The organism is Pseudomonas sp. R4-34-07, assembly GCF_003852375.1.
Classification (GTDB): domain Bacteria; phylum Pseudomonadota; class Gammaproteobacteria; order Pseudomonadales; family Pseudomonadaceae; genus Aquipseudomonas.
Window position 1 is genome coordinate 3,350,532 of the sequence record NZ_CP027760.1, and the last position, 20,485, is coordinate 3,371,016.

At 63.8% G+C, this 20,485-nt stretch carries 17 protein-coding genes and 1 riboswitch; of the genes, 7 read left to right on the forward strand and 10 right to left on the reverse strand.

Annotated elements, in window-relative coordinates:
- Positions 1-196: 196 nt before the first annotated feature.
- The 6 genes from C4J85_RS15375 (at position 197) to C4J85_RS15400 (ending at position 5,786) form a co-directional block, all read left to right on the forward strand.
- Complete coding sequence (locus tag C4J85_RS15375; RefSeq protein WP_124410111.1) at positions 197-721, forward strand: cysteine hydrolase family protein; 525 nt, start codon at positions 197-199, stop codon at positions 719-721.
- A 95-nt stretch (positions 722-816) separates the two neighbouring features.
- Complete coding sequence (locus C4J85_RS15380; protein ID WP_124367256.1) at positions 817-1,770, forward strand: 2-hydroxyacid dehydrogenase; 954 nt, start codon at positions 817-819, stop codon at positions 1,768-1,770.
- A 170-nt stretch (positions 1,771-1,940) separates the two neighbouring features.
- A complete protein-coding gene (locus C4J85_RS15385; RefSeq protein WP_124410112.1) occupies positions 1,941-3,008 on the forward strand; it encodes a phosphotransferase family protein in 1,068 nt (355 codons plus the stop codon).
- Positions 3,009-3,030: 22 nt separating this feature from the next.
- Positions 3,031-3,798 carry an SDR family oxidoreductase gene (locus C4J85_RS15390; RefSeq protein WP_124363102.1) on the forward strand — a complete coding sequence of 256 codons (768 nt, stop codon included), beginning with the start codon at positions 3,031-3,033 and terminating at the stop codon, positions 3,796-3,798.
- 69 nt (positions 3,799-3,867) lie between these two features.
- On the forward strand, positions 3,868-5,301 hold the full coding sequence (locus tag C4J85_RS15395) for a PLP-dependent aminotransferase family protein (RefSeq protein ID WP_124410113.1): 1,434 nt from the start codon (positions 3,868-3,870) through the stop codon (positions 5,299-5,301).
- 83 nt (positions 5,302-5,384) lie between these two features.
- The gene (locus tag C4J85_RS15400) at positions 5,385-5,786 is read left to right on the forward strand and encodes a cupin domain-containing protein (protein WP_124410114.1); all 402 of its coding nucleotides are present in this window, start codon (positions 5,385-5,387) and stop codon (positions 5,784-5,786) included.
- A 170-nt stretch (positions 5,787-5,956) separates the two neighbouring features.
- Here C4J85_RS15400 and pepN read toward each other — a convergent pair whose 3' ends face one another.
- From pepN to C4J85_RS15430, 6 genes are read right to left on the reverse strand one after another with little or no spacing between them, the layout of a single operon-like run.
- Entirely contained in the window at positions 5,957-8,614 is a 2,658-nt protein-coding gene (pepN, locus tag C4J85_RS15405; protein ID WP_124410115.1) for an aminopeptidase N, read from the reverse strand.
- A gap of 13 nt (positions 8,615-8,627) precedes the next feature.
- Positions 8,628-9,458: a DUF2797 domain-containing protein gene (locus tag C4J85_RS15410; RefSeq protein ID WP_164487882.1), complete on the reverse strand. Its 831-nt coding sequence runs from the start codon at positions 9,456-9,458 to the stop codon at positions 8,628-8,630.
- Positions 9,455-9,715 (reverse strand): YeaC family protein, encoded by a 261-nt coding sequence (locus C4J85_RS15415; RefSeq protein ID WP_124367263.1) that lies wholly within the window; start codon positions 9,713-9,715, stop codon positions 9,455-9,457. The genes C4J85_RS15410 and C4J85_RS15415 overlap by 4 nt, the downstream gene beginning before the upstream one ends.
- Before the next feature lie 14 nt (positions 9,716-9,729).
- Positions 9,730-10,599: a rhomboid family intramembrane serine protease gene (locus C4J85_RS15420; protein WP_124370921.1), complete on the reverse strand. Its 870-nt coding sequence runs from the start codon at positions 10,597-10,599 to the stop codon at positions 9,730-9,732.
- Entirely contained in the window at positions 10,596-11,567 is a 972-nt protein-coding gene (locus C4J85_RS15425; protein WP_124367265.1) for a metallophosphoesterase, read from the reverse strand. The genes C4J85_RS15420 and C4J85_RS15425 overlap by 4 nt, the downstream gene beginning before the upstream one ends.
- On the reverse strand, positions 11,567-12,457 hold the full coding sequence (locus C4J85_RS15430; RefSeq protein WP_057725186.1) for an NAD(+) kinase: 891 nt from the start codon (positions 12,455-12,457) through the stop codon (positions 11,567-11,569). The genes C4J85_RS15425 and C4J85_RS15430 overlap by 1 nt, the downstream gene beginning before the upstream one ends.
- A gap of 166 nt (positions 12,458-12,623) precedes the next feature.
- On the opposite strand from C4J85_RS15430, the gene C4J85_RS15435 reads away from it, so the two are divergent.
- Positions 12,624-13,571, forward strand: a complete 948-nt coding sequence (locus C4J85_RS15435; protein WP_124410117.1) for a DUF1853 family protein — start codon at positions 12,624-12,626, stop codon at positions 13,569-13,571.
- A 108-nt stretch (positions 13,572-13,679) separates the two neighbouring features.
- Here C4J85_RS15435 and C4J85_RS15440 read toward each other — a convergent pair whose 3' ends face one another.
- The 4 genes from C4J85_RS15440 to cobW are packed head-to-tail and all read right to left on the reverse strand — an operon-like array spanning position 13,680 to position 20,160.
- On the reverse strand, positions 13,680-14,282 hold the full coding sequence (locus tag C4J85_RS15440; RefSeq protein WP_124411197.1) for a VWA domain-containing protein: 603 nt from the start codon (positions 14,280-14,282) through the stop codon (positions 13,680-13,682).
- Between the two features lie 53 nt (positions 14,283-14,335).
- Positions 14,336-15,334 (reverse strand): ATP-binding protein, encoded by a 999-nt coding sequence (locus C4J85_RS15445; protein WP_124404402.1) that lies wholly within the window; start codon positions 15,332-15,334, stop codon positions 14,336-14,338.
- The gene (gene cobN, locus C4J85_RS15450) at positions 15,334-19,095 is read right to left on the reverse strand and encodes a cobaltochelatase subunit CobN (protein ID WP_124410118.1); all 3,762 of its coding nucleotides are present in this window, start codon (positions 19,093-19,095) and stop codon (positions 15,334-15,336) included. The genes C4J85_RS15445 and cobN overlap by 1 nt, the downstream gene beginning before the upstream one ends.
- Positions 19,096-19,098: 3 nt before the next feature.
- On the reverse strand, positions 19,099-20,160 hold the full coding sequence (cobW, locus tag C4J85_RS15455) for a cobalamin biosynthesis protein CobW (protein ID WP_124367269.1): 1,062 nt from the start codon (positions 20,158-20,160) through the stop codon (positions 19,099-19,101).
- Positions 20,161-20,252: 92 nt separating this feature from the next.
- Positions 20,253-20,453, reverse strand: a riboswitch (cobalamin riboswitch).
- Positions 20,454-20,485 lie beyond the last annotated feature (32 nt).

Here is a 20,485-nt window from a genome sequence, read left to right on the forward strand (position 1 = left end):
CCGTCCCAGCATGATCCGGGCATGAGCCTTATTCAGATGCGCCTCACCCGCACCACCACCACGACCGCTTATGGCGGGCCGTGCGGTTGCTGTGGGGGGTTCATCTAACGACACCCTGAAGCACCCAAAGGCCCCGCCAGCGATGGACGGGGCCTTTTTATTGCTCCGCCATCCGGCACTCACCAGGAGCAACACCATGGCAGCCGCCCTTTTGATTATCGACATGCAAACTGGCCTGTACGACGGACCGCACAAACCCTTCGAGCGTGAACGGGTGCTGCACACCATCAACCAGCTGATCCGGCGCGCCCGCACGGCCGGCGCCCCCATCTTCGTCGCACGTCATACCGGGCCCGCCGATTCGCCCATCGCAGCGGGCAGCCCGCTGTGGCAGCTGTGGAGCGGCCTGGAGGTCGACGAATCCCGCGATTACCTGTTCGACAAGACCCGCCCGAGCTGTTTCCTGGGCACCGATCTGGCGCAACAATTGAAGCAAGCGCAGGTCGATGAACTGGTAATTGTGGGCATGAAAACCCAGTTCTGTGTCGACGCCACCTGCAGAGTGGCGGTAGAGCTGGGCTTCTCGGTGATGTTGCCGGAGGACGCCCATACGTGCATGGATACCCCGGCGTTGACGGCCAAGGCGATCATTGATCACCACAATGAGACGTTGGCCGGAGCGTTTGTGAAGCGCATGCAAGCCGCCGAGATTGGCTTTTGAAACTACCGTAGGAGCGCCAGCTCCTACAGCAACCTACGTTCCGTCTTACAAATCCCGCATACTCATGCGCTCAAGCACTTCAGGAAGAACCTTGCATGACTACCACTGTTCTGGTCCTGGTTGAGACCATCAACGAATACCTGCAAATCATCGAGAGCAATGATTTCCATGTGATCCTGGCACCGACGCCTGTCGAACGAGCCCAGGCGATCAAGGTCCATGGCGGGCAGATCAAGGCTGTGCTCACCCGTGGCCCGCTTGGGCTGTATGCCGAGGAAATCGCCGCGCTGCCGCTGCTGGAGATTATCTGCGTGATCGGTGCCGGCTACGAACATGTAGACCTGCAGGCCGCCGCCAACCGTGGGATTGTGGTGACTAACGGCGCCGGGGTGAATGCGCCGTCGGTGGCCGACCATGCCATGGCCTTGCTGCTGTCGCTGGTGCGCGGTATCCCCCAGACTGACGCCGCCGTGCGCCGCAGTGAATGGCCAAAGGTGATGCGCCCTTCCCTGGGCGGCAAGCAACTGGGGATTCTCGGGCTGGGCGCCGTAGGCCTGGAGATCGCCAAGCGCGCGTCCCTGGGGTTTGGCATGGAGGTGAGCTACCACAACCGCCAACCCCGCGATGACGTGGATTACACCTACTGCTCAACCGCCGTGGAATTGGCACGCACTTCGGATTTCCTGATCCTGGCCACGCCCGGTGGCGCCAGCACTCGCCACCTGATCGATCGCCACGCCCTCGACGCCCTGGGGCCGAACGGTTATCTGGTCAATATCGGTCGTGGCAGCGTGGTGGTCACCGCCGACCTGGTGGCTGCGCTGGAACAGCGACGTATCGGCGGCGCCGCGCTGGACGTCTTCGACGACGAACCCAAGGTGCCCGATGCGCTCAAGCGCCTGAACAATACCGTGCTGACCTCCCATGTAGCCGGCCTGTCGCCCGAAGCCACCCACGACACCGTGCAACGGGTCGCCGACAATCTGGTGGAATACTTTGCCGGTCGCCCTGTACTGACCCCCGTGACACTCCCGTCGCGCAACCCGTAGCGAATACCCGCGCCGGGGCCGTGCCGCCCTGGTGATTTGCGTGGATCAGGCCCGCTGATCATTCCCCAACACGCTAACCTATTAAGCCGCCCCGACCTTGTCGCTGGGCGGTGACGCGCATTAGATTAGCCAATAGTCCAAGGCCTTTAAAATAAGCAGAAGGGATAAGCATGGCGCTTAACGACCAATCGACCCAGATTCGCCCCGGCGAAGAACTTGATGCCGGCCTGATCGATCCCTACCTCAAGGCCCATATTCCCGGCCTGCACGGCACGCTCAAGATCAGCCAGTTTCCCGGCGGCGCCTCCAACCTGACCTATCTGCTGGAATACCCGGACCGGGAATTCGTGTTGCGTCGCCCGCCATTCGGCCACAAGGCCAAGTCTGCCCACGACATGGGGCGTGAATACCGCATTCTCAACCAGCTCAAGGATGGCTTTCCGTATTGCCCCAAGGCCTACGTGCACTGCACCGATGAAACGGTGATCGGCGCCGAGTTCTATGTCATGGAACGGGTCAATGGGATTATTTTGCGCTCCGACCTGCCGGCCGAACTGGGCCTGGACGCGAGCCGAACCGAAGCGTTGTGCAAAAGCTTTATCGACAAATTCGTCGAACTGCATCAGGTCGACTACACCGCCTGCGGCCTGGCCGACCTGGGCAAGCCCCAAGGCTACGTGGAACGCCAGATCCGCGGCTGGAGCGAGCGCTACGAAAAAGCCCTGACCCCCGATGCCCCGCGCTGGGAAGCCGTGCGCGCCTGGCTCAACGATAAAATGCCGGCCGACCACCCGACCTCCAGCATCGTGCACAACGACTATCGCTTCGACAATGTGATTCTCGACCCGCGCAACCCGATGCAGATCATCGGCGTGCTCGACTGGGAGCTGACCACCCTCGGCGACCCGTTGATGGACCTGGGCAACACCCTTGCCTACTGGATCGAAGCCGCTGACCCCGCGCCCGTGCAGTTGATGCGTCGCCAGCCAAGCAATGCGCCTGGCATGCTCACCCGCCGCCAGTTCGTCGACTACTACGCCGAACGCTCGGGCATCCAGATCGACAATTTCGACTTCTACTACACCTACGGTCTGTTCCGCCTGGCCGGCATCGTGCAGCAGATCTACTACCGTTTCTTCCATGGCCAGACCCAGGACAAACGTTTTGCCCAGTTCATCCACATGAACAAGCTGCTGGAACAGATGAGCCTGGCGGTCATCGGCAAATCCGCCCTCTGATAACAATCACAAGGAACCCTTCATGTCCAAGACCCACCTGTTCGACCTCGACGGCAAGATCGCTTTCGTTTCCGGCGCCAGCCGTGGCATCGGCGAGGCCATCGCCAAGCTGCTGGCCCAGCAAGGCGCCCATGTGATTGTCTCCAGCCGCAAACTCGAAGGCTGCCAGCACGTTGCAGACGCGATCATCGCCGACGGCGGCAAGGCTACTGCGGTGGCCTGCCATATCGGTGAAATGGAGCAGATCACCCAGGTGTTCGCCGGTATCCGTGAACAGTTCGGCCGCCTGGACATCCTGGTCAACAACGCCGCGACCAACCCACAGTTCTGCAACGTGCTGGACACTGACCTCGGCGCGTTCCAGAAAACCGTCGACGTGAACATCCGCGGCTACTTCTTCATGTCGGTGGAAGCCGGCAAGCTGATGCGTGACAACGGCGGTGGCAGCATCATCAACGTCGCCTCGATCAACGGCATTTCCCCTGGCGTGTTCCAGGGCATTTATTCGGTGACCAAGGCCGCCGTGATCAACATGACCAAAGTGTTCGCCAAGGAATGCGCCGAATTCGGCATTCGTTGCAACGCGCTGCTGCCAGGCCTGACCGACACCAAGTTCGCCTCGGCGCTGGTCAAGAACGACGCGATCCTGAAGATGGCCCTGGCGCAGATACCGCTCAAGCGCGTGGCCGACCCCAGCGAAATGGCCGGCGCGGTGCTGTTCCTGGCCAGCGATGCGTCGAGCTACACCACCGGTGTGTCGTTGAATGTGGACGGTGGTTTCCTGTCCTGAGGCCGCCGGGTTTCTTCCGATCGATTTGCGCGTAACCTTGGCGCAGATCGATCTGCCCCAGGATGAAACATGGAACTGCACCTCGTCATCAATGGCCGCAAGGACCTGGCGGCCCAGCTTTACCAGCAACTGCGCGAAGCCATCGCCACCGGGCGGCTGGCAGCCGGCGCGCAATTGCCGCCCAGCCGGCTGCTCGCCGAGCAATTGGGCGTATCGCGCAAAACGGTCTCGGATACCTACGCCACCTTGACGTATGAAGGCCTGCTGGTCGGCAGGATTGGCCGAGGCACCTTCGTCAACGCCTGGGCCCCGCAGCCCGACCGTGTACAGACCGCCACCGACCTGGCTTGCGCCGCCAACCTGAGCAAATGGGCGGCACTGCCCTCGCCTATGCACCACCCCGCCAGCGGCGACATCCTGCGCTACGAATTCATCGGCGGGGCAACCACGCGCAGTCAGTTCCCCCAGGAAGAATGGCGGCGCTGCACCCAGGATGCGTTACGCCGTATCGCCAAGAACAGCGGTTTCTATAGCCAACCGGAGGGCTTGCCGGCACTGCGCGAGGCCATCGCCGGGCATATCGCGTTTTCACGCGGGGTGAAATGCCGCGCCAGTGACATCGTGGTCACCAATGGCGCGCAGCAGGCGCTGGACCTGATCGCCCGCGTGGTCCTCGAGCCAGGCAGCATCGTCGCCATGGAAGACCCTGGCTACAGCCCGGCGCGCCAGTTGTTCGTGGCGATGGGGGCGAAGGTCGCCAGCGTTCCGGTCGATGCACAGGGCATTCAGGTCGACCAGATCCCCGAGGGCACGCGGCTCGTCTACGTGACGCCGTCTCACCAGTTTCCCCTCGGCATGCCCATGAGCCTGGCGCGGCGCAAAGCCTTGCTGGACCGCGCGATCGAACTCGGCGCGATCATCATCGAAGACGACTACGACAGTGAGTTCCGCTACCAGGGCCGCCCCACCGACTCCCTGCAAAGCCTGGACACGCGAGGCGTGGTGACCTACGTCGGGACCTTTTCGAAAACCCTGCTACCCGAGTTGCGCCTGGGCTACGCGGTGCTGCCGCCGGCGATCCATGGCGCGGTGCTCAAGGCCAAGCAATTGACCGACCAGCACAGCTCTACCCTGCCGCAATGGGCGCTGGCCAAGTTCATCAGCGAAGGCTATCTGCTCAAACATATTCGCCGCTGCCACAACGTGTATGCGGGGCGGCGCGAACGGATCCTGCAGCGCCTGGCGGGCGACCTGTCGCCCTGGTTCGAGGCGGTGCCGACGGTAGCCGGGTTCCACCTGGCAGCACTGTGCAAGGTGCCGATGGATATCCCGCTGTTGATGCAGCTGGCGCGGGAGGTGGAGGTGGGTTTGTACCCTCTGGATGGTTTTTTCCACGACGTTGCGCCACGCGCGGGGCTGATTCTCGGCTTCGGTGCCATCGAAACCCTCGATATCGACCCGGCGCTGGATAGGGTGCGCGACATCCTGTTGCGGATTGGCTAGGGGGTTTTCCGGCGGATTGGTCATTGGTCGATCCTGCCCCCGGGCGTAGGGTGAACAGGTCTCCAACCTCGTGGAATCCCATCATGAAACGACTGCTCGCCACCGCCGCGATACTCACGTCGCTCACGGCGTACGCCCATGAACCGGTGTACAACCAGGAAACCCTCAAGGTGCTGCAAGCGCACGCCTTGACCAACGTGCCCGGCAAGAAAACCATCATGCTCACCGTGGACTACGCCCCCGGCCAGGCCACCGTGCCCCACAGCCACACCGGCACTGCCGTGGCTTATGTGCTGGAAGGTGCAGTCACTTCACGGGTCAACGATGAGAAAGCCGTGACCTACAAGGCCGGCGAGTCGTTCTACGAGCCCGCCGGTTCACGGCACTTCGAATCGAGCAACGCCAGCCAGACCCAGCCTGCCAGGCTGCTGGTGGTGATGGTGCTGGATGACAAGGCCGAGGTGCTGACGCCGCTTGCCCAATAAGCTGCATCCCGTTCCGATCAATGTGGTAGGGGGCTTGCCCTGGCTTCCTGTAGGAGCGAGCTTGCTCGCGAAAAACGTCAACGATAACGCGTGCTTTCTGAATGAACGCGGTGCCTGTGAGTTTTTCGCGAGCAAGCTCGCTCCTACAGACTAAGCCCCCTCCTACATTGTCAGGCAAGGCTCTTGCTGACCACCTCGAACACATCGCTGGACAGCTCGCCCGCGCCCAGGATGCGCTCCAGTTCCGCCTTCATCAGCGCTTGCCGTGCGGCGTCGTATTTACGCCAGCGCGTCAGCGGTGCCAACTGGCGCGAAGCAATCTGTGGGTTCAGCGTGTTGAGCTGGATCACCAGGTCCGCCAGGAAGCGGTAGCCCGAACCATCCGCCGCGTGGAAGTTGATCAGGTTCTGCCCGGCAAAGGCGCCAATCAGGGCGCGCACTTTGTTCGGATTCTTGATGGTGAACGCCGGATGTTCCATCAATGCCTTGACCCGCGCCAGGCCGCCCGGCAGGGTGCTGCCGGCCTGTACGCTGAACCACTGGTCCATGACCAGCGGGTTGTCCTTGAAGTTCTCGGCAAACACCGCCAGCGCCTGGGCTTTTTCCGCTTCGAATGGTGAGTTCACCAACACGGCCAGGGCCGTCAGGCGCTCGGTCATGTTGTCGCTGGTGTCGAATTGATCCAGCGTCGCCGCCAGCACTTCAGGCTTGCCGCTGAGCATCAAATAGGACAACGCGATGTTCTGCAGGGCGCGCCGGGCAAAGTGCTCGGCTTCTGCCAGGTAGGGCGTTTTCCGGGACAGGTCACGGTTGGCCTGATAGCGCAGCCACAGCCCTTCAAACAGGTTGTCGGCCAGTTGCTTGCGGGCAAATTCGCGGGCGGCGTGGATCGCATCGACATCCGCCACTTCACTGATTTCGGCCAGGTAGGCTTCGCTCGGCAACGAGAGCATCTCGGCGACCATGGCCTGGTCCAGGCGTTCGTCGCTCAATACCGTGCGCAACGCGTCGATCAGGCGTTGATCGAGCTTCAGCGGCTGCCCCGCCTGATGCTGGCCGATCAGTTCCTGCAGCACCTGCACCGACAATTGCTGGCCGGCGTCCCAGCGGTTGAAACCGTCGCTGTCGTGCTGCATCAGGAACATCAGTTGGTCGCGGTCATACGGGAAGCTCAGTTTCACCGGTGCCGAGAAGCCACGCAGCAGTGAAGGCAACGGTTTTTGCGCGACGTCAACAAAGGTGAAAGTCTGCTCGGCTTCGGTCACCGAGATCACGCGGGAGGTAGCGCCGGCCGTGGCTTCACCGTCCAGACGCAAGGCGATAGCGGCGCCGTTGCCGTCCAGCAGACCCAGCTCAACCGGGATCACGAACGGCAGTTTTTCCACCTTGTCCGGGGTTGGCGGGCAGCTCTGGCGGAAGGTCAGGCTGTAGGTCTTGGCCGCCGCATCGAAGGACTCGCTCACCGCCAGGCGTGGCGTGCCGGCCTGGCTGTACCAGCGCTTGAACTGGCTGAGGTCGACGCCGTTGGCGTCTTCCATGGCCTTGATGAAGTCATCGCAGGTCACGGCCTGGCCGTCGTGGCGCTCGAAATACAGGTCGCTGCCTTTGCGAAAGCCTTCGGCGCCGAGCAAGGTGTGGAGCATACCGACGACTTCCGAACCCTTTTCGTACACCGTCAGGGTGTAGAAATTGGAGATTTCGATAAAGCTGTCCGGGCGCACCGCGTGGGCCATGGGGCCGGCGTCTTCGGCAAACTGGTGGGTACGCAGGTACGCCACATCCTGGATGCGCTTGACCGTGGCCGAGTTCATGTCGGCGGAAAAGCCCGAGTCACGGAACACGGTAAAGCCTTCCTTGAGCGACAGCTGGAACCAGTCGCGGCAGGTCACGCGGTTGCCCGACCAGTTATGGAAGTATTCGTGGGCGACGATGGCTTCGACACGCTGGTGGGCCGCATCGGTAGCGGTTTCGGCGCGGGCCAGCACGGCGCTGGAGTTGAAGATATTGAGGCCCTTGTTCTCCATGGCGCCCATGTTGAAGTCGTTGACCGCCACGATCATGAAGATGTCGAGGTCGTACTCGCGGCCGTAGGTCTGTTCATCCCAGCGCATGGATTTCTTCAGGCTGGTCATGGCGTGCTGGCACTTGTCGATGTTTTCCGGCTCGACATAGATGCGCAGCGCGACTTCGCGCTGGGTCATGGTGGTGAAGCTGTCTTCGACACACCACAGGTCACCGGCCACCAGGGCAAACAGATAGGCCGGCTTCTTGAACGGGTCTTCCCAGGTTGCCCAGTGCCGCCCGTCTTCGCCGGGGCCGCTGGCAATCGGGTTGCCGTTGGACAGCAGCACCGGGTAGCGATGCTGCTCGGCGATCACCGTGGTGGTGAATACGCTCATCACGTCCGGACGGTCGAGGTAGTAGGTGATCTTGCGAAAGCCTTCGGCCTCGCACTGGGTGCAGAACATGCCACCGGATTTGTACAGGCCTTCGAGGGCGGTGTTGGTTTCCGGATGAATCTTGACCGTGGTGTCGAGGGTGAAGGTTTCGCTCTGTGGCTGCAGCGTCAGGTGGCTGTCGGTCAACTGGTAGTCAGCAGCCGTCAGCGCTTGATCGGCGAGGTTCACGCTCAGCAGCTCCAGTTGCTGGCCGTCCAGCACCAACGGCGGCAGCCCGGCGCCGCGCTCGGGGTTGCGGCGCATCACCAGCTGCGCGTGGACCAGGCTGTGGTCCTCGAACAACTCGAAGGTCAGGTGCGTCTCGTCGATCAGGTAGTCCGGCGCCTGATAGTCCTTCAGGTAAATCATCTTCGGTTGTTCGGTGCGCATGGGTGGCATCCTTCTACTGATGCACGGCGAGCTGGTAGGCCGTGTATTTACGAATATTGATCACGCCGGTATCGAAGATCAGGTATTGGCCCTTGATCCCCAGCAGCGTGCCTTCGGCAATCGGATTCTTGTCCAGGTTGAAGCTGACGATCTTGGCCGGGTACTGCTGCACCGGGTAACGGATCTCGATCGGTTCGATGTCGGCAATGGTTTGGATGGCCTGCAGGCCAAAGCGTTCCTGCAACCCCAGCAAGCCTTCGGCGCAGGAGGCGAACAACTCATCGCGTACCTGCTTGAGGTTGACCGACTGCGCGTCGCCCTTGAGCAGCGCGCGCCAGTTGGTTTTGTCGGCCACCTGGCTACGAAACAGGTCTTCGACAAAACCCGATTGCTGGCGGGTGGCCACGCGCATGATCGGCAGCGCCTGGCTGGCGCCCTGGTCGAGCCAGCGGGTCGGCAACTGCGTAGCGCGGGTGATGCCGACCTTGATCCCCGACGAGTTGGCCAGGTACACCATGTGGTCGGTCATGCAAAAGGTTTCACCCCAGCCCGGATCGCGGCAGGTGCCAGCGTCGTAATGGCAGCGCTCGGGACTCATGATGCACAGGTCACACTGGGCCAGCTTGGTCATGCATGGGTAGCAATAACCCTGGCTGAAGCTGTTTTTGGTCTTGCGCCCGCAATGGCTGCAATGAATGGCACCCAGGTATTCCAGGCGAATATGGGTGCCGATCAACGGGTTGACCGCAACCTCGGTGTCGCCAAGACGAAACGCGTATTGAACGGTCGGCTCACCGAGTTTCGCCGACATTTTGCTGACTGCACCGCGACCGATTTCAATCAATGGATCGCATCCGACTTGAACAGGATGTTCGGCACCGGTGCCGATTTCGACGCGCATTCCTGCGGGCCCATGTAACCGGTGCGCTGGTCTTCGGGCAGGTTCTGCAGTTCCCAGGCAATCACCGCTTGCAGCGACAGCTCGCGCTGTTCGGCGGTGAGCTTGCGGCCGTCGGACCATTTGCCGATTTCCACGGCGAGCTTGAGGCTCTCGTAGATGTCCGGGGTGATGTTTTCGATCATTTCAGCAAAAGAGGACATAAGGCTCTTCCTTATCAAATAGACGATTTGCGACGGTTGTACAGCCCGCCCAGCAAACCGGTCAGGCAACCGATAACCAAGCCGCCCACATGGGCCGCGTTGGCGATTTCGCCGAAACCGATCATCGAGACCAGCCCCGACAGGCAGAGCACCAGCCACACCAGCATCATCGCCAGCACCCCACGGGGCAGGCGATATGCCGGGTTGGGCGAGAGTAGTTGAAAGATCCAGCAATGCCCGAGCAGGCCATACAACACGCCGGACAAACCGCCAAACAGGCCCGGGCCGCCGTACGCATACTGCGCGTAATTGGAGACCAGGCTGAACAACAGGGTCAGGCCCAGCAGGTTGATGCTGCCCTGGCGCGCTTCGATGCGCCGGCCCAGCTCCCAGTACCACATGCCATTCATGGCCAGGTGCAGAATGCCGAAGTGAATCAGCATTGGCGTGACCAACCGCCACCACTGCCCGGACGCCAGGCTGTCGGCCAGCGGCGTGAACTGGATGTATTCGCCCAGCACCCGGAACGGCAGGAAGGTCAGCCAGGCCATGGTTTGCAGGTTTTCGCCGAGCAGCGTCACCGCGCCGACGATGAGGCTGGCCAACAGCACCAGCGCCGTGACCGGGCTATGGCGTACCTGCTGGACAAACCCTGGCCGCGCCACGGGCGCCTGTTCGGGAATGTCCAGTTGCTGGTCCGGGTCACCGGCGGGAAAGCGTTGGTACAACACGCGCACATCGTCGCTGATGCTCTCGGGCACCCACAGCACTTGTTCGCCGGCTTCCTCGCTGACGCGATGAGGCACCTGCATGCGTTGCAGCAACTTGACGAAACCGCCCAGGTCGACGCTCAGGGGCAGGCGCAATACAGCCACGGTACTCATTGACTAACCTCAGGTCGCTCAACGTCGACCCAGACGAATTTATGCGGATCCAGTTGGGTTTCCTGGTCCAGGCGATACGCCACCAGCTTGCCGTACAGCACCGCGCTGTAGTCCAGGCAGGCCAGGTTCGGGCGGATCGGTGCCGGTTTGCCGCTGCGCCAGTAATGGCCGACGAACAACAGCGGCTCGTCGACGCCATAGCGCAGCAGGGAATTTTTTTCAGTGGAGGACAATGGCGTGCGCGCCACCGGCTCGGGCAAGGCATCGGGCTGGAACACGATGTCGCCGTAGGTCTTCGGGTCGTCTTCCCAGAATTTGGTACGAAAGAACGAGCGCGTCAGGCCATCGCCACCGGTCAGGGTGAGCCCGTGGGGCAAGCGCATGTCGGTGCCGCGCAACAGGCGATCGAACGCGTTGCAGGCGAAACTGCCAGGCACGGCGGCGGCCTGCAGGAAATGCTGGTCGATACAGCCATCCGGGAACGTGGCGCGCAGCGGCTGGATGAACCCCTCATCCCAGCACGCATGCACCACCCGGAAACGCCCGGCGTCGACAAACAGCGGCATGTCGTAGAACCAGCCGAGGAAGTCGTGCCAGTCGGCCGGGTGCTGCTCGAACTGGGTCAGGGTTTCCTGGATCAGCCGCCCATGGCGCGGGGTGTGCTCGCGCACGAACTGCTTGCCACTGCCCGGCGGTGCCGGCGTGGTCCAACCCAGCGCATTGAACTCATGGTTGCCCATGATGCACAGCGCCTGGCCGGCCTCGGTCATGTCGTGGACGATATGCAGCGCTTCGCGGATGCGCGGGCCGCGGTCGATGATATCGCCGAGAAACACCGCCATGCGCGACGGGTGGCGCCAGGTGCCGCCCTGCTTGTGGTAACCCATCTGGTCGAGCAAGTGCTCCAGCGTGTGGGCGCAACCGTGCACGTCACCAATCAGGTCGTAGCTACGCGCGGGATCGAGCATCAGTCGCCTCCACCCCCCAAGCGGCTGCCCCAGCCCAGCTTGGTGCGGCACACTTCGTAGTAGTTGTGGTCCAGCGGGTGGATCAAGCGCAACTTCTGTGCCTTCTTGCTCACGGTGATGGTGTCGCCGGGAGCGCAGGTGAAATGGTTCTGCCCGTCGCAGGACACTTGTGGGTAGATTTGCATATCTTTGGACACCACGATCTTCAGCTCACTGTTGCCATCGACCACAATCGGCCGACTCGACAACATATGGGGGTACATCGGCACGATCACAATGGCATCGAGCTTGGGGTGCATGATCGGGCCGCCGGCCGACAGCGCGTACGCGGTCGAGCCGGTCGGCGTGGCGACGATCAGGCCGTCGGCCTTCTGGCTGCACACGAACTGGCCGTCGATGTACAGCTCGAACTCGATCATTCGCGTGGATTTGCCGGGGTGCAGCACCACGTCATTGAGGGCATCGCCCTGGCCGATGGCTTCGCCGTGGCGGCGTACTTCGGCCTGCAGCAGGAAGCGGTTTTCCACCAGGTAATGGCCGTCGAGCACCTTGGCCACTTCGACTTCCAGCTCATCCGGACGGATATCGGTGAGAAACCCCAGGCTGCCACGGTTGATCCCCAGCACCGGCACGTTATGCCGCGCCAGCGCCCGGGCTGCGCCGAGCAGGCTGCCGTCGCCGCCGACCACGATGACCATGTCGCACACTTCGCCGAGCATCTTGCGCGAGGAAGTCTGCAGGCCGTGTCCCGGCAGGATTTCGCCGATGGTGTCTTCGAGGATCACATGCAGGTGGCGTTCCAGCAGGAATTTTTTCAGCCGGCGGACGGTGTCCAGCACCTGGGTACTGCCCAGGCGACCGATAATGCCGATATTGCGAAATTGCTCCATGGGGCTCCTGCGGGCATAGGGTGCGGCAAAAAGAAAGGATTATGGGCGAAAGGCCGGCTCAGGCAAAATCCTTTGTCGCCGCCGCGCCTTGATGACAATGGTTCTCAGGCGGTTCCCAGGCGGTTCTCAGGCACCTGCACGCAACTTAAGAGGCTATGCTCGCACCATGACTCTGTTCCCCGACTTGCACGCCCTGCCCCGCCAACTGCGACACCCCGAAGTGCGCGACCTGGCGTGGGTGATGCTGGCGCCACCGATGCTCGCACACACGCCTTGGCCGCAGCGCCATCCGCTGGCTGGCAGTGACTGGGTACAGGCGCCGCAGTTGCTCGAAGCCTGGTTGCGTGCGCTCGATCAGGACAACAGCGCGCTACAGCGTTGGCTGAGCCTGGCGCGCACCCGCCGCCTGGGCCTTTATTACGAGCGCCTGTGGCAGTTTGCCGTGCAACATGCGCCGGGCGTGGAGCTGCTGGCGGCCAACCTGCCGATCCGCCGCGCCGGGCACACCCTGGGCGAGCTGGACATGCTGCTGCGCGACCGCGATGGCGTGCATCACTTGGAACTGGCGATCAAGCTGTATCTGGGCCCGCAGGCTGGCAACGGCCGCGACACGGCGCAGTGGCTGGGGCCGGGCTGCCATGACCGACTCGACCGCAAACTGGCGCACCTGGCCCAGCATCAATTACCGATCTCAGCACGCCCGGAGAGCCGCGAAGCCCTGGCGGCGCTGGATATCCAGCAGTTCGATGCGCACTTGTGGCTGGGTGGATATCTGCTGTATCCGTGGCCGGGCCAGGCCGAATCACCCCATGGCGCCCATCCGCAGCACTTGCGTGGGCGGTGGTTGCATCAGCGGGATTGGCCGGACTTTGTCAGCGCGAGCGCGGCAGGCCGCTGGCAACCCTTGCCTCGGCATGCCTGGCTGGCGCCGGCGCATTACCCGGCAAGCGAGGTGTGGAGCGAGGAACAGATGCAGGGCTGGCTGGCAGACCTGGACCCGATGGCGCCCGCACAGTTACTGGTGCGGTTGGTGCAGAAGGATGAGGACTGGGAGGAAGCCGAGCGGCTGTTTCTAGTGGCGGATCTTTGGCCGAATGTGCCGGGGGCTGGCTGATAAATCTGTGCTGTACTGGCGACCGCTATCGGGAGCAAGCCCCCTCCCACAGGGGAATGCATTCCAAATGTGGGAGGGGGCTTGCTCCCGAATGCATTGGCTCAGGCGCTATAACTGGTCGATATGCCGATACTCCAGCTGCAACCCGGCAGCCAGCTCCTGCGCCCGCCCCAGCCTGATCGGCCCGCGCTCGATGTCCACCAGTAACCCCGGACACGCCAACTGCGCCAACCCATCGATCGCCTTGAGCCGCCCATCCGTCATCACCAGCACCCGCTGCTGCTCCGCCGGGTAACGCTTACGCCGCGCCACCAACCAATGGGCCGCCTCGCTCAAGGCTGCCAGCAACGGCGTACCGCCACCAGCGCCTAGCTGTTCCAGCCAATCCGCCAAGCCTTTCGAGGCCTTCAAACCCTGCACCTGCCACTGCGGCGACTGCCCGCTGGCGGTCAACAACGCCAGGCGCGCCCGTTGCCGGTAGGCGTCATCGAACAGCTGCGCCAACAGGCCCTTGGCATCGCTCAACGCCCGATGCCGTCGGGTGGAGGCCGAGGCGTCGACAATCACCAGCCACAGCTCATGGGCCGAACGGTTGCGCACCTGCCAGCGCAGATCCTCATGGCGCTGCGGCCTGCCACCGAGCAAGGTGCCCGGCCAGTTGATCAACCCCAGCTTCGCACTGCGCGCCTTGCCCTGCCTGCCATTGTCCAGTCGCCCCGCCTTGGGCCGGGCATCCGCCCCCGCGTCAGGTCGGGGGCGAATGCCTAGGGCTTTTTTGGCCAGGTGGGCACATCGCGACGGGAACCGGTGGCCAGGGCCGGCGCAGGCATGTCGCCCCATTGGCCTTGGCCCGGCGAGGTATCCGAGGGTTGCGGCGACTGCCCTGGATTTGGCGGGCTGGCCGGTGGCGACTGTTCCTGGCGCCGGTGACGCAAGGCAAATTCCGCAACCGCTTCAATGTCTTCTTCGGCAATCCTGTCAGCGCCCCGCCACGCGGCATGAGCGCGGGCGCCCCGCAGCCAGACCAGGTCGGCGCGCAAACCGTCGACGCCTGCGGCAAAGCAACGTTCGGTAATCTGCGCCAAGGCATGATCATCCAGTTCAATACCGTCCAGCCGCGCCCGCGCCTGGGTGCAGCGCTCGCGCAGCGCCGCCTGCGGCTCATGCCACTGCTGACAGAACGCAGCGGGATCACGGTCGAAATCCAGGCGACGACGAATAATCTGCCCACGCTCGGTGGGCAGCGTTTGCCCGCTCAACGCCACGTTGAAACCAAAGCGGTCGAGTAGTTGTGGACGCAACTCACCCTCCTCCGGGTTCATCGTGCCGATCAGCACAAACCGCGCCGAGTGCCGATGGGAGATGCCGTCACGCTCGATCAGGTTGGTGCCGCTGGCGGCCACGTCCAGCAGCAGATCGACCAAGTGATCGGGCAACAGGTTGACTTCATCGACATACAACACGCCGCCATCGGCCTTGGCCAGCACGCCGGGGGAAAACTGTGCGCGGCCCTCGCCGAGCGCGGCGTCCAGGTCCAGGGTGCCCACCAGGCGCTCCTCGGTAGCGCCCAGGGGCAAGGTGACAAACTGCCCACTGGCGAGCAGGTCTGCCAGGCCACGGGCCAGGGTGGACTTGGCCATGCCGCGCGGGCCTTCGATCAGCACACCGCCGATTTGAGGATCGATCGCGGTCAGGCACAGCGCCAGTTTCAGCGCGTCGGCACCGACCACGGCGGCCAGCGGGAAATGCGGAATATCGGTCATCAGCGGTCTTCTTCTATATCCAGCAACAGGTTTTCCAATGCTTCGCGGTAGGCGCCCGGCGCTTGCCACAGGCCGCGCTGCTGGGCTTCGAGCAGGCGCTCGGCCATGTCGCGCAGGGCGTCGGGGTTGTGTTGTTGCACAAAGGCGCGGGTGTCTGGGTCGAGCAGATAGGCGTCGGCGAGCAGCGCGTACTGGTGGTCGTCGATCAGCGCCGTGGTGGCGTCGAAGGCGAACAGGTTGTCCACGGTCGCGGCCATTTCAAACGCGCCTTTATAGCCGTGACGCTTCACGCCCTCGATCCACTTCGGGTTGGCCGCGCGGGAACGAATGACTCGGTTGAGCTCTTCCTTCAAGGTGCGGATCTTCGGCAGGTCCGGCTGGCTGTGGTCGCCATGGTAGCTGGCGGCCTTTGCGCCGCTCAGGGTTTCCACGGCGGCGAGCATGCCGCCCTGGAATTGATAGTAGTCATTGGAGTCGAGCACATCGTGTTCGCGGTTGTCCTGGTTCTGCAACACCGCCTGCACCTGGCTCAAGCGCTGGGCGAACTGCTCGCGGGCGGCGGTGCCTTCGTCAGCGCCGCCATAGGCGTAGCCGCCCCAGTTCAGGTAGACCTCGGCCAAGTCTTCGCGGCTTTGCCACAGGCGGCCGTCAATCGCGCCCTGCACGCCCGCGCCATAGGCGCCCGGCTTGGCGCCGAAAATGCGCCAACCGGCCTGTTTCGCCGCAGCCTCTTCATCCAGGCCCGATTCGCGCAAGGCCTGGCGCTCACTGCGCACCTTGGCGGCCAGCGGGTTCATGTCGTCCGGCTCGTCCAGGGCGGCGACCGCTTGCACCGCCGCATCGAACAGGCGGATCAGGTTGGCGAACGCATCGCGGAAGAAGCCGGACACCCGCAACGTCACGTCGACGCGGGGACGATCCAACAGGCTGATCGGCAGGATTTCGAAGTCATCCACGCGCTGGCTGCCGGTGGCCCAGACCGGCCGCACGCCCATCAGCGCCATGGCCTGGGCGATATCGTCGCCGCCGGTGCGCATGGTGGCCGTGCCCCACACCGACAGGCCCATCTGGCGCAGATGATCGCCGTGGTCCTGCAGATGCCGTTCGAGCAGCAGGTTGGCCGACTGGAACCCAATGCGCCAGGCCGTGGTGGTCGGCAGGTTGCGCACGTCCACCGTGAAGAAATTGCGCCCCGTGGGCAGCACATCCAGGCGGCCGCGGCTCGGCGCGCCGCTGGGGCCGGCCGGCACGAAGCGACCGCTCAAGGCGTCCAGCAGGCCGCGCATTTCTGCCGGGCCGCAGGCATCCAGACGCGGCGCCACGACCACGCGCAGGCTTTCGACAACGGCCTTCACGTCCTCCCAGCCAGGTTCCTCCAGCTCTTCCAGCGGCCCTTCCAGCGCCTGCTCGATCAAGCGCGCCGCGTACAGCTCCAGACGCTCGCGGGTGTCGCCGGCGGTGCGCCACACCTGCGCGTCAAGGTCGCGCAACACCTCGGGCCGACGCCCGGTCCACGGTTCGGCGAGCGCGCAGTCCAGAGGGTCGAAGCCCAGCTCGAACGACTTGGCCAGCACCCGCAACAGGCTCGATTGCGCGCCACGGCCATCGCCCCGAGGGATGCGCAACAAGGCCAGCAAGGTATCGATGCGCAAGCGCCCCGCCGGCGACTCGCCAAAGATATGCAAGCCGTCGCGGATCTGGGATTCCTTCAAGTCACACAGGTAGGTATCCAGGCGCGGCAACCAACTGTCGGCATCGGCATTGCCGTCCAGCTCAAGCTCCTCGTCGATATGGGTTTCGCGCACCAGCTTGAGAATGTCTTTCTGCAGTTCCAGCGCGCGTCGTGGGTCGAGCAACTGCGCTTCATAATATTCGTCGGCCAGCAGCTCCAGGTTGCGCAGCGGGCCGTAGGTTTCGGCGCGGGTCAGGGGCGGCATCAAATGGTCGATGATCACCGCCTGGGTGCGACGTTTGGCCTGGGCGCCCTCGCCGGGATCGTTGACGATAAAGGGGTAGATATTCGGCAGCGGGCCGAGCAGCACGTCCGGCCAGCAGTTCTCCGACAGGCCCACGCCCTTGCCCGGCAGCCATTCGAGGTTGCCGTGCTTGCCAACGTGAATCAGCGCATGGGCGCCGTAGGTATGGCGCAGCCAGAAATAGAACGCCAGATAGCCGTGGGGCGGCACCAGGTCGGGGTCGTGATACACCGCACTCGGGTCGACCTGGTAACCGCGCGCCGGCTGGATGCCCACAAAGGTTTGATCCAGGCGCAGGCCGGCGATCATCAGGCGACCGTCGCGGCACATCGGGTCCTGATGGGGCGCACCCCAGCGCTCCAGCACCGCCTGGCGATTGGCTTCGGGCAGGCGCTGGAACATCGCCGCGTAGTCGTCCGGCGCAAGGCTCTGATGACACGGGCGCAGGTCGAGGCTGTCGAGGTCGTTGGTGACGCCGCCCAGCAACGCATGGATCAAGGCCGTGCCGCTGTCCGGCAAGGTGGCAGGCACCGGATACCCTTCGGCGTGCAGCGCGCGCAGGATATTCAGCGCCGCCGCCGGCGTATCCAGGCCCACGCCGTTGCCGATACGGCCGTCGCGGGTTGGATAATTGGCCAGGATCAAGGCCACGCGCTTATGCTCATTCGGCACCCGCGCCAGCTCGACCCAGCGGCGCGCCAGTTCGGCGACAAAATCCATGCGTTCGGGCGCGGCGCGGTAGCACACCACGTCCGACTGGCTGCGCTCACTGCGCCAGGCCAGGTCCTTGAAGCTGATCGGCCGGCTGATGATGCGCCCGTCCAGCTCCGGCAAGGCGATGTGCATCGCCAGGTCGCGAGGGCCCAGGCCTTGTTCACTGGCCTGCCAGCCGGGCTGGTTGTCCTGGGCGCAGATCGCCTGGATCACCGGGATATTGCGGCGAAACGGGCGCAGATGCGGCGCTTCGGGGCTCGATTGAGCAAAGCCGGTGGTGTTGAGGATCACCGCCGCCTGCACCTCATCCAACAGGTCCTCGACCACCGCCAGGCAACCGGGCTCTTTCAAACTGGCGACTGCGATCGGTAAGGGGTTAAGGCCCGCTGCCTGCAGGCGCTGGCAGAACACGTCGATAAACCCGGTATTGGCGGCCTGCAAGTGCGAGCGGTAGAACAGCACCGCCGCCACCGGATAATCCGCGCGCCACTGCGCCTGCCAATCAGCCAGGTGGGCGTTGGCGGTCAGCGGGTGATAGATCGAGGTGCGCGGCAGGCTTTGCGGCTCAGCCCAGGCATAGTCGCGCCCCAGATAGCTGGCGGCCAGGCAGCGATAGAAGTCCAGCGCGTTACCCAGGCCGCCCTGGCGCAGGAACTGCCACAACCGGTCACGCTCGGGCGCCTCCACGCTGCTCAAGCCGCTGAGTTCCGGGTCTGGGCGATCATCCCCCGGTACCAGGATCAGCGTGACGCCACGCTCCGCCAACGCCACCAGACGCTCGACGCCATAGCGCCAGTAACCGATGCCGCCATGCAGCGAAATCAGGATGACCTTGGCGTGGCGCAGCACGTCATCGACGTACAGGTCGACCGAGGCATGGTTCTGCACCTGCATCGGGTTGGCCAGGCGCAGGCTGGGGTAATCCTCGGGCAACTGCCGGGCCGCCTCGGCAAGCAGCGCCAGGCTGGAATCGCCGCTGCACAGGATCACCAACTCGGCGGGGGTTTGGCCAAGGTCGGCGATGTTGTCGTCCGCGACGAAGCCACCGGGCTGGGTCCTGAGCAGGTGCATGGGTCAGGCGCTGATGGCGGCGCGCAGTTGCGCTTCAAGGCCTGCCGCGTCAAGCGCCTGGCCGATCAGCACCAGGCGTGTGGTGCGTGCCTCATCGGCGCCCCAGGCACGGTCGAAATGCTTGTCGAAACGTGTGCCCACACCCTGGATCAGCAGGCGCATCGGTTTGTTCGGGATGGCGGCGAAGCCCTTGACGCGCAGGATGCCGTGCTGCACCACCAATTGCGTCAGGGCGTCGAGCAGCAGGGCTTCGTCGGCTGGCGGCAGGTCGATGGAGATGGAGTCGAACGCGTCGTGGTCGTGATCGTCCTCACCTTCATGATGATGGTCGTGATGGCTATGGCGCGCGTCGATATGCGCCTCGGAGCCGGCGCCCAGACCGATCAGCACGTCCAGTGGTACGCGACCGCTGCTGGCTTCGATGACTTTCACCGCCGGCGGCAACTCCTCGGCCACTTCCAGGCGCACGCGGGCCAGGTCTTCGGCGCTGATCAGGTCGGCCTTGTTGAGGATCACCAGGTCGGCACTGGCCAGTTGGTCGGCGAACAGCTCGTGCAGGGGCGACTCGTGGTCCAGGTTCGGGTCGAGCTTGCGCTGGGCGTCGACCTGGTCCGGGAACGCGGCGAAGGTGCCGGCGGCCACGGCCGGGCTGTCGACCACGGTGATCACCGCGTCCACGGTGCAGGCATTGCGGATTTCCGGCCATTGGAACGCCTGGACCAGCGGCTTGGGCAGGGCCAGGCCCGAGGTTTCGATGAGGATATGGTCGAGGTCGCCACGCCGGGCCACCAGTTCGCGCATCACCGGGAAGAACTCTTCCTGCACGGTGCAGCACAGGCAGCCATTGGCCAGCTCGTACACGCGGCCGTTGGCTTCTTCTTCGGTGCAACCGATGGAGCACTGCTTGAGGATGTCCCCGTCAATGCCCAGCTCGCCGAATTCGTTGACGATCACCGCAATGCGACGGCCCTGGGCGTTGTCGAGCATATGGCGCAGCAAGGTGGTCTTTCCCGAGCCGAGGAAACCGGTAACGATGGTGACGGGGAGTTTGGCCAGTGTTTTCATCGGATGCCCTTTGGGGCGGGCATACGGGACGATAGGCCCTGCGACGGCGCGCAGCAGCGGATTTCGTCACCGGATCACCCCGCCCGGTTGAATTGAAAAATCGAGTGCGAGGCAGGTCTCCTGGCTTGGGGCTTGCGGGTCTTGCGACCGGCGCTGACTGCGCCTTCCCGCCGGATCGGCAGTGGCGTGGCAGTCAGTAGAACCCTTCACAGTTGCGGGGGCAGCCGCGGCTTGAACCGCGTTCCCTTCTTAGCTTCGGCCTGGGCCGAAGAACCTCGAGCGAGCAAGGCTACGCAGTGCAGGGTCGGCGGTCAATGTCCCCTAC